General features: G+C 56.0%; 14 protein-coding genes. 4 read left to right on the top strand and 10 right to left on the bottom strand.

The window, feature by feature from the left end:
- Nucleotides 1-321: 321 nt before the first annotated feature.
- The 9 genes from AC6I8V_RS15435 to AC6I8V_RS15395 all read right to left on the bottom strand — a co-directional run bounded on the left by AC6I8V_RS15435 (nucleotide 322) and on the right by AC6I8V_RS15395 (nucleotide 9,850).
- Complete coding sequence (locus AC6I8V_RS15435) at nucleotides 322-1,500, bottom strand: MFS transporter (protein ID WP_497843121.1); 1,179 nt, start codon at nucleotides 1,498-1,500, stop codon at nucleotides 322-324.
- A gap of 202 nt (nucleotides 1,501-1,702) precedes the next feature.
- Entirely contained in the window at nucleotides 1,703-2,698 is a 996-nt protein-coding gene (proX, locus tag AC6I8V_RS15430; protein WP_497843120.1) for a glycine betaine/L-proline ABC transporter substrate-binding protein ProX, read from the bottom strand.
- Nucleotides 2,699-2,762: 64 nt separating this feature from the next.
- A complete protein-coding gene (gene proW / locus AC6I8V_RS15425) occupies nucleotides 2,763-3,881 on the bottom strand; it encodes a glycine betaine/L-proline ABC transporter permease ProW (protein ID WP_497843119.1) in 1,119 nt (372 codons plus the stop codon).
- A complete protein-coding gene (proV, locus tag AC6I8V_RS15420) occupies nucleotides 3,878-5,071 on the bottom strand; it encodes a glycine betaine/L-proline ABC transporter ATP-binding protein ProV (protein ID WP_497843118.1) in 1,194 nt (397 codons plus the stop codon). The genes proW and proV overlap by 4 nt, the downstream gene beginning before the upstream one ends.
- A gap of 393 nt (nucleotides 5,072-5,464) precedes the next feature.
- Entirely contained in the window at nucleotides 5,465-6,424 is a 960-nt protein-coding gene (gene nrdF / locus AC6I8V_RS15415; RefSeq protein ID WP_497843117.1) for a class 1b ribonucleoside-diphosphate reductase subunit beta, read from the bottom strand.
- Nucleotides 6,425-6,432: 8 nt separating this feature from the next.
- A complete protein-coding gene (nrdE, locus tag AC6I8V_RS15410; RefSeq protein ID WP_497843116.1) occupies nucleotides 6,433-8,571 on the bottom strand; it encodes a class 1b ribonucleoside-diphosphate reductase subunit alpha in 2,139 nt (712 codons plus the stop codon).
- A complete protein-coding gene (gene nrdI / locus AC6I8V_RS15405) occupies nucleotides 8,520-8,954 on the bottom strand; it encodes a class Ib ribonucleoside-diphosphate reductase assembly flavoprotein NrdI (RefSeq protein ID WP_497843115.1) in 435 nt (144 codons plus the stop codon). The genes nrdE and nrdI overlap by 52 nt, the downstream gene beginning before the upstream one ends.
- 4 nt (nucleotides 8,955-8,958) lie before the next feature.
- Nucleotides 8,959-9,201, bottom strand: a complete 243-nt coding sequence (locus AC6I8V_RS15400) for a redoxin NrdH (protein WP_497843114.1) — start codon at nucleotides 9,199-9,201, stop codon at nucleotides 8,959-8,961.
- Nucleotides 9,202-9,535: 334 nt separating this feature from the next.
- Entirely contained in the window at nucleotides 9,536-9,850 is a 315-nt protein-coding gene (locus AC6I8V_RS15395) for a DUF883 family protein (protein ID WP_497843113.1), read from the bottom strand.
- 149 nt (nucleotides 9,851-9,999) lie between these two features.
- Between AC6I8V_RS15395 and AC6I8V_RS15390 the strand changes: the two genes are divergently transcribed.
- The 4 genes from AC6I8V_RS15390 (at nucleotide 10,000) to AC6I8V_RS15375 (ending at nucleotide 13,327) form a co-directional block, all read left to right on the top strand.
- Nucleotides 10,000-10,338 carry a DUF2002 family protein gene (locus AC6I8V_RS15390; RefSeq protein ID WP_497843112.1) on the top strand — a complete coding sequence of 113 codons (339 nt, stop codon included), beginning with the start codon at nucleotides 10,000-10,002 and terminating at the stop codon, nucleotides 10,336-10,338.
- 132 nt (nucleotides 10,339-10,470) lie between these two features.
- Nucleotides 10,471-11,886, top strand: coding sequence for an S-methylmethionine permease (mmuP, locus tag AC6I8V_RS15385; RefSeq protein ID WP_497843111.1), 1,416 nt, complete (start codon nucleotides 10,471-10,473; stop codon nucleotides 11,884-11,886).
- On the top strand, nucleotides 11,876-12,811 hold the full coding sequence (gene mmuM / locus AC6I8V_RS15380) for a homocysteine S-methyltransferase (RefSeq protein ID WP_497843110.1): 936 nt from the start codon (nucleotides 11,876-11,878) through the stop codon (nucleotides 12,809-12,811). Before mmuP ends, mmuM begins: the two co-directional genes overlap by 11 nt.
- Before the next feature lie 96 nt (nucleotides 12,812-12,907).
- Nucleotides 12,908-13,327 (top strand): peptidase associated/transthyretin-like domain-containing protein, encoded by a 420-nt coding sequence (locus AC6I8V_RS15375; RefSeq protein WP_497843109.1) that lies wholly within the window; start codon nucleotides 12,908-12,910, stop codon nucleotides 13,325-13,327.
- A gap of 79 nt (nucleotides 13,328-13,406) precedes the next feature.
- On the opposite strand, the gene speG is transcribed toward AC6I8V_RS15375, so the two are convergent.
- Nucleotides 13,407-13,952 carry a spermidine N1-acetyltransferase gene (speG, locus tag AC6I8V_RS15370; RefSeq protein WP_497843108.1) on the bottom strand — a complete coding sequence of 182 codons (546 nt, stop codon included), beginning with the start codon at nucleotides 13,950-13,952 and terminating at the stop codon, nucleotides 13,407-13,409.
- Nucleotides 13,953-14,162: the final 210 nt, after the last annotated feature.

Below are 14,162 nucleotides of genomic sequence, written 5' to 3'. Positions count from 1 at the left end.
AAACCTCACTAGTTGCAACTGGTATAGTAATGATGGTGACAGATAAAGCGTAGTCATCTTTTCCGCCAGTGATTGTTCGCACGATCACACTGTCAGCATCTGGCGATTCCAGGTCAATCCCTGACCCTGGGCAGGTTGCCCGTTCCGGCTGCCTTTTTACGCTGGCAGCGGAAGCTATCAATTCGCCTCGCGAAATCTTTTTACAGTTGAATAATTTCGCGAGAAAAAATAACCTTGGTGAATAACTCTCCGACTAACCATAACAAACCTAATCATTGATGAACAGTATTGCTCACGGTTTTGGCCTGGTCTTTACGTTTTCTAAACACTTTCAAAACGCGCATTACGCCACCAAATCAACAGGTTAATCGCGGTGAACAGCACGCCGGCCCCACAAACGCCGTACCAGCCCGCATGATGAAATGCGTTCGCTGAGATGATCGAACCCAGCGCGCCGCCGATAAAATAGCTGGTCATATAACCGGCATTGAGGCGATTGCGTGCCTCCGGTTTGTGGCGATAGATCACACTTTGGTTGGTGATATGCACCGCCTGGACGGCTAAATCGAGCAGCAAAATACCGATGACGAGCGCCAGCAGATAATGTGCGCCCAGCGCCGTGATCGCCCAGGCGAGCAGCATCAGCAGTAGCCCGACGCTGGTGGTCAGTTTGGCCTTACCTTTATCTGCCAGCCCGCCAGCCTGACGAGCCGCCAGCGCACCCGCGGCCCCCACCAAACCGAGCAGGCCAATCTCCCCTTCACTAAAGCCATAGGGTGGCGAGGAGAGCAGAAAGGCCATCGACGTCCACAACATGCTGAAGTTGGCGAAGCTGAGGCAGCCGGTAATGGCGCGGGTGCGGATCACCCGATTGCCGGCATACAGGCTGAAAATGGAGCGCAGCAGCTGCGGGTAGTTAAGCGGGACGTTTTGTTTATAGCGCGGTAGAAAGCGCCACAGCGCCAGCGCCATCAGAATCATTAGCACGCTGGCAGTCCAGTACACGCAGCGCCAGCCACCGAGTTGCGCCAGCAATCCGGCGGCGGTACGCGCAAGCAGAATGCCCAGTAACAAACCGCTCATCACCGTGCCAACCACTTTGCCGCGCTTCTCCGGTGCAGCCAGAGTCGCCGCGAGCGGCACCAGAATCTGCGCCACCACAGAAAACAGCCCGGTGACCACCGTACCCAGCAGCATCAGCGACAGGGAAGAGGAGAGGGCGGTGATCATCATGCCACCGGCCGCCAGCAGGCTCATCGACACAATCAGGCCGCGGCGTTCGAGCATATCGCCCAGCGGCACCAGCAGCAGCAGGCCGCAGGCATACCCGAGCTGAGCGGTGGTAACGATAAAACCGGCAAGGCTGACGGAGAGAGAAAACTGATGGGCGATGGTATCCAGCAGCGGCTGAACATAGTAGTTGCTGGCGACAGCAAGACCGGTCGCGACTGACATCAGTGCAACCAGGGCAGAACTGAGACCCCGGTGGGGAGCATTCATAACGAGGCGAGCAGGTATATAATCATAATTGGGTAATAGTAACCCAAAAAACTATTTCATTGTTGTGTTAATTAACAGGACGTACCAGTGCGTTATAACGTCCGAATCGATAAGGCCGGGTCTGAAAGTGACCAGGTCGGCATCAATGCCGACCTTAAGGTGTAGGGAGCGCATTGATGCGCTCCTGGCAAAGGGTGAAGGATTACTTCGCCGCCGCCTGTGCGTCCTGCACCCACTTATCGAACTCGGCCTGATGGCCTTTGATCCAGCCGTCGACGTGGCGGTTGATATCATCTTCCGAAGACTGGCCGCTGTGCATCGCTGCGTTCTGCGCATTGATGTCGCCAATCGGCAGCTTCATCTCTGAGAACAGCTTCGCCGCCGCCGGGTTTTTCTCGGCCCAGGCTTTATTGGCCACGATATGCATGGTGTTCACCGGGAAGCCATAGTTGGCGCCATTGGCCAGTTTGGTATCCACATTCTTCTGCTCGCCCGGCAGTGACGAGAACGGCACCTGCAACCAGACCACATCTTTACCCGGCTTCAGCACATCACTCACCCAGTACGGTGTCCAGGTGTAGTACAGAACCGGTTTGCCCTGCTTAAAGCGGGTGATGGTATCGGCGATCATCGCGGAGTAGTTACCCTGGTTATGTTCCACACTCTTACTCAGGCCATACGCCTCAATCTGGTGGTTAATCACCGCTTCACAGCCCCAGCCCGGCGTACAACCGGTCAGATCGGCTTTGCCGTCGCCGTTGGTATCAAACAGCTTCGCCAGCTTCGGGTCTTTCAGCTGTTCAATATTGGTGATGTGATATTTGTCGGCGGTCTTTTTGTCGATCAGATAACCCTGGGCAGCGCCGTTAACATAGGTGCCTTCACGGTAGAACTTCTGGTCGCCACCGGCGGCTTTATACATGTCATCGTGCAGCGGCTGCCAGTTCACGGCGGTGAAGGTCGCATCGCCTGCGGCAATCGAGGTGTAGCCGACGTTGTAGTCCACTTCGCTGGGCTTATCGACGGTATAACCGAGTTTCTCCAGCGCGCGGCTCACCAGCAGCGTCTGAAACGTCTCTTCGGAGATGGTGCTTTGCACCGGCTTAACGGTAATGCCTTTACCTGGCAGGTCGGCGGCGGACACGTGCGTCACGGCGAACGTCGTCAGGACGGCGGCGAATAGAGCTGTCTTGCGCATAGTCATTCCTTATTTTACGTGTTGCGTCGGAGACGGGCGGCCACAGAGGAGCCGCCCAAATGAATTATGGCTTTTTACTGAAAGGGCGCATCAGCAGGCCGATAGGGCCGGTGCTGTACCAGTGGCGATTGCCACGGCTGCGGCTGTCACGACCGACAGACTGCGTCAGACGATCCAGAATGATGGCGAGAATCACGATACCGACGCCGCCCACGGTGGCGAGGCCCATATCGAGGCGACCGATACCGCGCAGTACCATCTGGCCCAGACCGCCGACAGCGATCATCGAGGCGATCACCACCATCGACAGTGCCAGCATCAGCGTCTGGTTAACCCCGGCCATAATGGTCGGCATCGCCAGCGGCAGCTGCACTTTGAACAGCATCTGGCGCGGGCTGGCGCCAAAGGATTCGCTGGCTTCGATCAAATCCGCGGGGACCTGCTTAATGCCCAGAATGGTCAGACGCACAATCGGTGGCAGGGCAAAGATAATGGTCACCACCACGCCGGGTACGTTACCGATACCGAACAACATCACAATCGGCACCAGATAGACGAAGGCCGGCGTGGTTTGCATTGCATCCAGCAGCGGTCGCACCACGCGTGCCGCACGTTCACTGCGCGCCAGCCAGATGCCAAGTGGCAAACCAATAATGATGCAGAACAGCAGGGCAGTGAGCACCAGCGCCAGCGTCACCATCGCCTGCGACCAGGCACCAATCGCGCCAATCAGCACCAGCGAAATCAGCGTGGCGATGCCCATCGCCGGGCTGGCGATCTGCCAGGCAATCAGGGCGAACACCAGGATCGCGATCGGCGCAGGCATACCCAGCAGCAGTTGCTGGAAGGCGCTGAGGATATAATCCACCGGCACGCGAATGCCCTGGAACACCGGACGGAAGTGGTTTACTACCCAATCGATGCCTTCCGTCACCCAGCTGTCCAGCGGGATCATGGTTTTATGGAACGGGTCCATGATGTTGAAATGTTCCGGCTGCGGCGCGGGGGCGCTGCTCAGCCAGTCACTGTTTCCGGCCGCGCTGCTGGCCGCCTCGTGGCCGCCGCTGCTGGCCGGCGCGCTGCTGCCGGTTGACCAGGGATCGCTGCTGCTGGCCGCTGCGCTGGTATCGGGCGTGGCCGCCTGGCTGGCGCTATCCCACGGATTGCTGTTTTGTTCACTCATGACTGTGCTCCTTCACGATCTAAAGCGCGCAGCAGCGTGCTTTTCGAAATGATACCGACATACTGATTCTCCTCGCCGACCACCGGCACCGCGCAGGGCGCTTGTGCCACATGAGACAGCAGATCATTCAGTGAGGTATCCGCAGGAACCGCCGGTATCTCGAGCAGCGCGCTGTCCAGCCCTTCACCTGCGGCCAGCGCTGCTTTCAGCGAATCGGTTGAAACCACGCCAATAAATTTCTGTTTTTCCAGCACGTAGCCAAAATCGCGATCTTCCTCCTGCAACAGCTTAATGGCTGAGCGCGGACCCAGACCGGCGGCTTTACGAATCAGCGCACCGGCGCTGCGCCGCGCAATATCTTTGGCACTAAAGACGTGGCTGATATCGACGCCGCGGAAGAAGGTACGGACATAATCGTTGGCCGGATTATTCAGAATTTCATCCGGGGTGCCGACCTGAACCACTTCACCGCCCTGCATAATGGCAATGCGATCGCCAATACGCATCGCTTCATCGAGATCGTGGGAAATAAATACGATGGTACGCTGATGTCTGGCCTGTAATTTCACCAGCTCATCCTGCATTTCGGTACGAATAAGCGGATCGAGTGCCGAGAAGGCCTCATCCATCAGCAAAATATCCGGATTGATCGCCAGAGCGCGTGCTAATCCGACGCGCTGACGCATCCCGCCCGACAACTCATCCGGGTAAGCGTGCGCATAATTTTCCAGTCCCACCTGGCGCAAAGCTTCCAGCGCTTTTTCCTGTCGCTCCTGCAACGCCACGCCAGCTAATTCCATGCCGAAGGCGGTATTATTTAATACCGTCATATGGGGCATCAGAGCAAATGACTGGAATACCATGCTGATCTTATTTCTGCGAACTTCACGCAGTTCGGCATCCGATATTTTGGCAATATCGACACCATCAATAATCACCTGGCCGCGCGTCGGCTCTATCAGACGATTGAGAAGGCGAACCATGGTGGACTTACCTGAACCTGAAAGCCCCATGATGACGAATATCTCGCCTTCTTCAATGGCCAGACTGGCATCTTTTACGCCGAGAGAGAGACCGGTCTTTGCCAGAATTGCCTCTTTATTCTCGCCGTTTTCAATATGTTTAAATGCCCTTTCCGGGTGATCGCCAAATATCTTATATAAATTCTTTACTTCGAGTTTAATTGCCATGCAGTAATTAAATTCCTGGTTAATTGATGTTTCGCTATTTCTTGTTGTGGCCCTGATTAAAATTAAGCGGCCTATACCGTAACATAATGAGAATATCTGACAACCCTTGCGGGCGATATTTGGCGGGCGATGCGGAACGAAATGACGCGAAATTCCAGTGCTCACAAGGGATGAGCGTGGATCAATTTTTTCTTAATTTCCTGCTGAATTTATGCCGTTTCGGCAGGAATATTTGGCTGAAAGGCGATAATTCACGCTTTAATTTGCCATATAAGGGTCATTATGATGACGATAAAATGACAACAGGATGATGCCTCAGACGGCAAATAACGGGGAAATAAGCATCAGCAGCAGAGGGAAATATCGGGCTGAGACCAGCCCGATATGAAGGGATTAAAAGTTCCAGTCTTCGTCTTCGGTTTCGACGGCTTTGCCCATCACATAGGAGGAGCCAGAACCGGAGAAGAAATCGTGGTTTTCGTCCGCATTCGGCGACAGCGCCGACAGAATGGCCGGATTCACCGTGGTCAGTTCGGCCGGGAACAGGGCTTCGTAACCGAGGTTCATCAGCGCTTTGTTGGCGTTGTAGTGCAGGAAGGTTTTCACCTCTTCAGCCCAGCCAACATCGGCATATAAGGCTTCGGTGTAAACCACCTCGTTTTCATACAGCGCCAGCAGCAGTTCGATGGCAAATTGCTGCAACTCTTCGCGGCGCGCATCGTCAACATTTTCCAGTGCTTTCTGATACTTATAACCAATGTAATAGCCGTGTACCGCTTCATCGCGAATAATCAAACGAATCAGGTCGGCGGTGTTGGTCAGCTTGCCACGGCTCGACCAGTACATCGGCAGCCAGAAGCCGGAATAGAACAGGAACGATTCGAGGAACACGCTGGCAATTTTCTTCTTCAGCGGGTCCTCAGCACGGTAATGTTCCAGTACGATTTTGGCTTTGTTTTGCAGCGCGTCATTCTCTTCACTCCAGCGGTAGGCGGCATCGACGTCCGCCGTGTTGCACAGGGTGGAGAAAATTGAGCTGTAGGAGCGGGCGTGCACCGCTTCCATAAAGCTGATGTTCGACAGCACCGCTTCTTCATGCGGCGTGAGAGCATCTTCCATCAGCCCCGGCGCACCGATCACGTTCTGAATGGTGTCGAGCAGCGTCAGACCGGTAAACACGCGAATGGTCAGCTGTTGCTGCTGCTTATCCAGCGTCTGCCATGCGGGCAGGTCATTGGACAGCGGCACTTTTTCCGGCAGCCAGAAGTTGCTGGTCAGGCGGTTCCACACTTCAAGATCTTTCTCGTCCTGAATGCGGTTCCAGTTAATCGCTTGTATTTGATTTAGTCGCATAGTTCTCATCACAGGGCGCAGGAAACGCAGCCCTGCACCTCAGTGCCTTGAAGCGCCATCTGGCGCAGTCGAATGTAATAAAGCGTCTTGATGCCTTTTTTCCACGCGTAAATCTGGGCTTTGTTGATATCACGCGTGGTGACGTCATCGCGGAAGAACAGCGTCAGCGACAAACCCTGATCGACGTGCTGGGTCGCTTCGGCGTAGGTATCAATAATCGCTTCCGGGCCAATCTGGTAAGCATCCTGGTAGAAGTCCAGATTGTCGTTGGTCATAAACGGTGCCGGGTAGTAGACGCGGCCGGTTTTGCCCTCTTTACGGATCTCAATCCGCGACACGATCGGGTGGATACTCGAGGTAGCGTGGTTGATGTATGAGATCGAACCGGTCGGCGGAATGGCTTGCAGGTTCTGGTTATACAGACCATGCGCCATCACCGCAGCACGCAGCGCCTGCCAGTCGGCCTGGGTCGGCAGTGCAATGCCGGCATCGGCAAACAGTTGCGCCACGCGCGCGGTTCGCGGCAGCCAGGCACGTTCGGTGTACTTGTCGAAATAGTGGCCGCTGGCATAAGTTGACTGGGCAAAGCCATCAAAGCTCTGCTGCCGTTCCTGCGCCAGCAGGCTGGAGGTGCGCACCGCGTGATAAGTCACGCAGTAGAAATAGATATTGGTGAAATCCAGCGCTTCTTCTGATCCATACGCCATGCCTTCACGCGCCAGATAGCCGTGCAGGTTCATCTGACCGAGGCCGACCGCATGTGAACGGCGGTTTCCTTCCGCCACGGACGGCACCGAATTGATTTCGCTCATATCCGATACGGCGGTCAGCGCGCGGACCGCCACTTCCACGGTTTGCGCCAGATTGCGCGAATCCATGGCGTGAGCGATGTTGAGCGAGCCGAGGTTACAGGAGATATCTTTGCCAACGCGGCGATAGCTGAGATCGTCATGGAACTCGCTGGCGCTGTTGACCTGCAAAATCTCCGAACACAGGTTGCTCATATTGATGCGACCGGCAATCGGGTTGCTGCGGTTAACGCTGTCCTCATACATGATGTAGGGATAGCCGGATTCGAACTGGATCTCCGCCAGCGTCTGGAAGAAGTCGCGTGGCTGAATAAAGGTTTTACGGATACGATCGTCGGCCAGCATCTCTTCGTAATGCTCGCTGATGCTGATATCACCAAAAGCCTTGCCGTAGATGCGTTCCACATCGTAAGGCGAGAACAGCGCCATCTCGCGATTCTCTTTCGCCAGGCGGAAGGTCACGTCCGGGATCACCACGCCAAGCGACAGCGTTTTGATACGAATTTTCTCGTCGGCGTTCTCACGTTTGGTATCGAGGAAACGCAGGATATCCGGATGGTGAGCATTCAGCCACACCGCACCCGCGCCCTGACGCGCGCCCAGCTGGTTCGCGTAGGAAAACGCATCTTCCAGCATCTTCATCACCGGGATCACGCCGGAGGACTGGTTTTCGATACGCTTAATCGGTGCGCCGGATTCACGCAGGTTCGACAGCAGGAAGGCCACGCCGCCGCCGCGTTTGGAGAGCTGCAACGCCGAGTTCACTGCGCGACCAATTGATTCCATATTGTCTTCGATACGCAGCAGGAAGCAGGAGACCAGCTCGCCGCGCTGCTGCTTACCGCAGTTAAGGAAGGTGGGCGTTGCCGGCTGGAAGCGGCCGCTCAGCATTTCGGCCAGCAGCTCGCGTGCCAGCGCTTCATTGCCGCGAGCCAGCGTCAGCGCCACCATGCAGGCGCGCTGCTCGAAGGTTTCCAGGTAGCGTTTGCCGTCGAAGGTTTTCAGCGTGTAACTGGTGTAGAACTTCCACGCGCCGAGGAAGGTATGAAAACGAAAACCCCAGGCGTCGGCTTCATCATGCAGCTGGCACAGGAAGGCAAAGTCGTACTGATTCAGTACGTCGGCCTCATAGTAACCTTCGGCCACCAGATAGCGCAGACGCTCCGCCGCAGTGGCGAAAGCAACGGTATTGGGTTGTACGTGTTGCAGGAAGAACTGGCGCGTGGCTTCGTGATCTTTGTCGAACTGGATATGGCCGTCGGCGTCATACAGGTTGAGCATCGCGTTTAACGCGTGGTAATCAAGTCCTGCGCCGTTGAGGGTGTCTGTCGTTGCCAAAATTGGGTCACTCCCGCTTTTACATTAGCGATATCGTCGGGGGTTCCCATCAACTCAAAGCGGTAGAGATAGGGAACCTGACATTTCTGCGCAATGATGTCGCCTGCCAGGCAAAACCCTGCACCAAAGTTGCGGTTACCGGCAGCAATCACCCCGCGGATACCGCGTCGGTTAGCTTCATCATTGAGGAATTGGATCACCTGTCTGGGCACCGCCCCCCTGGCACTGCCGCCGCCGTAGCTTGGCACCACCAGAATGTAGGGCTGGTCGATATGCAGGCGCTGCGTTTCATCGACGGGTATCCGTCGTGCAGGCAGGCCCAGACGTGTGATGAATCGGTGCGTGTTTTCCGACTGGCTGGAAAAATATACCAGTGGAAACATGGCCTTATCCCCCGATAGCAGCGAGCTGGCGCAGGCTGGCGATTTTATCGGGACGGAAGCCACTCCAGTGATCGTCGTTTGCCATCACCACAGGGACCTGGCGATAGCCGAGCGATTTCAGGTTGTCGATAGCTTCAGGCTGTGAATCGAGGTTAATCAGCTGGTAATCGATGCCATTACGGTCCATGGCATTTTTTGTTGCGTTGCACTGGACACAGTTGTTTTTGGTGTAAATAATAATGCGCATGATTCGTATTTCCCTCTTGTTTCATTCAGGATGCGAGATACGAAGCAAAAAATCCTTTTGCCGCGAGCCTCATCCTTGCTGACATCTGGTAGCGAGTTGATGCTGTGAATACTAGATGTAGTGGTTGTGATGGTCAAGCCCACCAGATATAGGGTTTTCTGATTTTAATCTTCAGATAATGCCTAAGGCCAGAGATCATGCGCCTTTGCGGCCGGAAAATTTTTTTTGTAAAGGCGAGGGTGGGGAACATAAGGCAAATTGTGGTTGAAATTCATACACCGACAGGCACAAAAAAGCCCCGCATTGTGCGAGGCTCTGTGCAACAGCATGGCGGTTAGCGGCGTGAAGTCAGCAGCGCTCCCAGCACCAGGCCAACGGCGGCACCAATGCCGACACCGTACCAGGGTTTATCATGCACATAGGCATCCACCTGATAGCTGGCGTCGCGCGCAGCCTGGCTAACCCGGTTGTTGCCGTTCAGTTTGGCGCGGGTCTGTTTCAGCAGCGACTGCGCTTTGCTGCGCGCGCTGTCCACTTCATCTTTAGCTTCGCTACCATAAGATTTCAGTAACGCCTCCAGCGAATCGGCGAGTTCGTTCACGTCCTGATTAATATCAATGTCATCGTTTTTGCTGGTTCGATTAAACATTTTTCGCTCCCTTTGCATTAAAAAGTAATACTTAGTGTAGACGAGTCGTCATCAAACGCAGGTTTTCCCCTGGCTTTATGGAAAATTCCGAATGCCTTGCCAGGCTCGGCTGTTGTAAGGTTGCGAGGCTAGAGAAGAGAGGAGCAAGCATGTATTTACGACCGGATGAGGTAGCGCGCGTACTGGAAAAAGCAGGGTTCGAAATGGATACCCTCACGCCCAAAATCTATGGTTATCGCCGTGGCGACAACTATGTCTACGTCAACCGTGAAGCGCGTATGGGGCGCACGGCACTGATTATTCACCCCACGCTGAAAGAGAAAAGCCTGAGCTTTGCTGAACCCGCATCAGAAATGAAAACCTGCGATCACTACACGCAATTTCCTCTCTATCTGGCGGGCGATACGCAGCAGCATTACGGCATCCCGCACGGCTTTAGCTCGCGCATTGCGCTGGAACGCTATTTACAAGGCGTGTTTGGCGGCTGATACGGCGCCCCGTCTGCACGGGGCCACCCTCCCAGACAAAATCCTTACCTTTTACCACGTTGCATTTCGTGCGGCTGGCGCGTATAACCCTTTGTCCATGTAGATGTTTAGACGTCCATATGGATAAAAAGAATGCAAACCGAGCAAAACCCTCCGCAGGAAAATTTTAAGCGCACCATGAAAGTGCGGCATCTGGTGATGTTGTCGCTGGGTGGCGTCATCGGCACCGGCCTGTTCTTTAACACCGGCTACATCATCTCCACCACTGGCGCAGCGGGGACGCTGCTGGCTTACCTGATCGGTGCGCTGGTGGTCTGGCTGGTGATGGTCTGTCTGGGTGAACTGGCGGTGGCGATGCCGGAAACCGGTGCGTTTCACGTCTATGCCGCGCGCTACCTCAGTCCCGCCACCGGCTACACCGTCGCCTGGCTGTACTGGCTCACCTGGACCGTGGCTCTTGGCTCCAGCCTCACCGCCGCCGGGTTTTGCATGCAGTACTGGTTCCCGACCATTCCGGTGTGGATCTGGTGCCTGGTGTTCTGTATCGCCATCTATCTGCTGAATATCGTCTCGACGCGCTTCTTTGCCGAAGGGGAGTTCTGGTTCTCGATCATTAAAGTGATCACCATTGTGGCCTTTATCCTTCTCGGTGCCGCGGCGATGTTTGGTTTTATCCCGATGAAAGACGGCAGCGCGGCGCCCGGTTTCCATAACCTTACCGCCTCGGGCTGGCTGCCGCATGGCACCCTGCCGATCCTGATGACCATGGTGGCGGTCAATTTTGCCTTCTCGGGCACTGAACTGATCGGCATCGCCGCCGGTGAAACCGAACAGCCGCAAAAAGCGCTGCCGCTGGCGATCCGGACCACGGTGGCCCGCCTGATCATTTTCTTTATCGGCACCGTACTGGTGCTGGCGGCGCTGATCCCGATGGATCAGGCTGGCATCGTCAAAAGTCCGTTTGTGCTGGTGTTCGAGAAGATCGGCATTCCCTGGGCGGCGGATATATTTAACTTCGTGATCCTCACCGCGATTCTGTCGGCGGCCAATTCCGGGCTTTACGCCTCGGGACGTATGCTGTGGTCGCTGGCCAATGAAAACACCCTGCCGCGCTGCTTTGCCCGGGTGAATCGTCGCGGCATTCCGTGGCTGGCGATCACCATCAGCATGGCTGGCGGCCTGCTGGCGCTGTTCTCCAGCGTGGTGGCGCCGGATACGGTGTTCGTTGCGCTGTCGGCGATCTCTGGTTTTGCGGTGGTGGCGGTGTGGCTGAGTATCTGCGCGTCACACTTTATGTTCCGCCGTCGCCATTTGCAGCAGGGCGGGGCGCTGAAGGATCTGATTTACCGTGCGCCGCTCTATCCGCTGACGCCGATCCTCGGCTTCCTGCTGTGCCTGCTGGCCTGCGTTGGACTGGCCTTCGATCCTTCACAGCGGATTGCGCTGTGGTGCGGGATTCCGTTTGTTCTCTTCTGCTATGCCGCATACCATGTCACGCAACGACGTAAGACATCTTTACAGGCTGAGGAGGCCAACGATGTGGCGTAACCAGGTAGCGCAGGCGCTATCTCAAACCGATACCCTGATTCTGGACGGCGCGCTGGCAACCGAACTGGAAGCGCGTGGCTGCAATCTTGCGGATGCGCTCTGGTCGGCGAAAGTGCTGATGGAAAACCCCGAGCTGATCTATCAGGTGCACTACGACTATTTTGCCGCCGGCGCCCATTGCGCCATTACCGCCAGCTACCAGGCCACGCCGCAGGGCTTTGCCCAGCGCGGGCTGGATGAGGCGGCGGCCTGTGCGCTGATTAAACAAAGCGTCGTGCTGGCGCAGCGTGCTCGCGATGATTACCGCGCGGCATCCTCTGGCAACGCACCGCTGCTGGTGGCCGGTTCCGTCGGCCCGTACGGCGCGTTTCTTGCCAATGGTGCGGAATACCGTGGTGACTACGCCTTGCCGGAAGCGGAGATGAAGGCATTCCATCGTCCGCGCGTGGCAGCGTTGCTGGAAGCGGGTGTCGATCTGCTGGCGTGTGAAACGCTGCCGTCGTTTGCCGAAGCGCAGGCGCTGGTCAGCCTGCTGGCGGAATTCCCGGACAGCAGCGCCTGGTTCTCCTTCACGCTGCGTGATGCGGAGCATATCAGCGATGGCACGCCGCTGAGCGCGGTGGCCGCGCTGGTCAATGCGGCACCGCAGGTGGTGGCGGTCGGCATCAACTGTGTGGCGCTGGAGAGCGTAACCCCGGCGCTGCGTGCCTTGCAGGCGTTGTGCGATAAACCGCTGCTGGTCTATCCCAACTCGGGCGAGCAGTACGATGCCACCAGCAAAACCTGGCATTCAGCTCCGTCGGGTTGCACCCTGCATGACAAATTTCCCGAGTGGCAAAACGCGGGCGCGCGCCTGATTGGCGGCTGCTGTCGCACCACGCCGCAGGATATCGCGGCGATTGCCGCCTGTTGTCAACCGCAATAAAGCGCTGAAAAGCGCCAGTGATAGCGCGATTGAGGCGAGTGAAAAGGGAAGAAGGGCAGTTTAAACTGTTCCTTCTGACCCTGAAGCGGACCTGTTATGAACCTGCGACATCTCCTTCCCGCCTGCGCGCTGCTGCTGAGCGGCTGTGCGACTATTGTTGGCACCGAAACGCAACCGGTAAGAATTGACTCCGTGCCGCAGGGCGCGCGTTTTACCGTGCAGGATGAGACCGGTCACGCAGTGGCGCAGGGCTTTACGCCAAAAACGGTTGAACTGGCCAAATCCACCGGCCGCTATTTCGGCAAGAAACATTATCAGGTGATGCTGGAGAAGCCGGGCTATGTGCCGGTGACGATGCCTGTCGAGGCCAGTGCTAATCTGTGGTATCTGCTGGGCAATATTCCGCTGCTGGGTTTCCCCGGCTGGCTGCTGGTCGATCCCTTCTATGGCGGCATGTATGACCTGAAGCCCGCGAATCCTAAACCTTTCCTCGACCCGGTGGGCGCGCGCGGTTAAGTTTTTGGTCGCCACGGTCGCCATTAATGGCGACCCTACGTAGGGTCGGGATTTATCCCGACCGGATCAAAAATACGCATCACTGCGCGGTCGGTTTCACCATCGTCCCTGGCGTTCTATGCTGCGCCAGATATTGCTGCTGGAAAATGCACATGCGGATGGTGTTGCGGTACTCGCCATTAATAAAGAATTCATGCTTCAGCACCCCCTCCACCTCAAAGCCCAGCTTTTTGTAGATGTGGATCGCCTTTTCATTCTCCTGATCGACAATCAGATAGAGCTTGTAGAGATTCAGCACCGAAAAGCCGTAATCCATGGCTAACTTTACCGCCTGGCTGGCCAGTCCTTTGCCCTGATGCGCGGGATCGATAATGATCTGGAACTCAGCGCGGCGATGTACGTGATTAATCTCGACCAGCTCCACCAGCCCGGCTTTCTGCCCGTCATGCTCGACCACAAAGCGGCGTTCGGTTTGATCGTGGATATGTTTGTTGTACAGGTCAGAAAGTTCGACAAACGCCTCATACGGCTCCTCGAACCAGTAACGCATCACGCTGGCGTTATTGTCTAACTGATGAACAAAGTGCAGATCTTCCCGCTCCAGCGGACGTAATTTCACCGTCATACGGCATTCCTTCTTCAACTAAGATGCGGGGGAGTATAGCGCCAGTGCAATGGGGCTGTCTTTGCACCAGCATGGCGATTCAGACGCGGTTTATGCGCGCTGGCGGTGCAACGCATTTTCGGATCATCATTGTGCGCCGCCGCACAGACTCAATTTGCTTCCTGGCACAGCCATTGCTTTGCTTGTATAGATAAGCCTATACAACTGTTG

The organism is Pantoea sp. X-Soil-TKNS-1207 (assembly GCF_059730485.1).
This window is presented reverse-complemented; position numbering and strand designations above follow the sequence as displayed.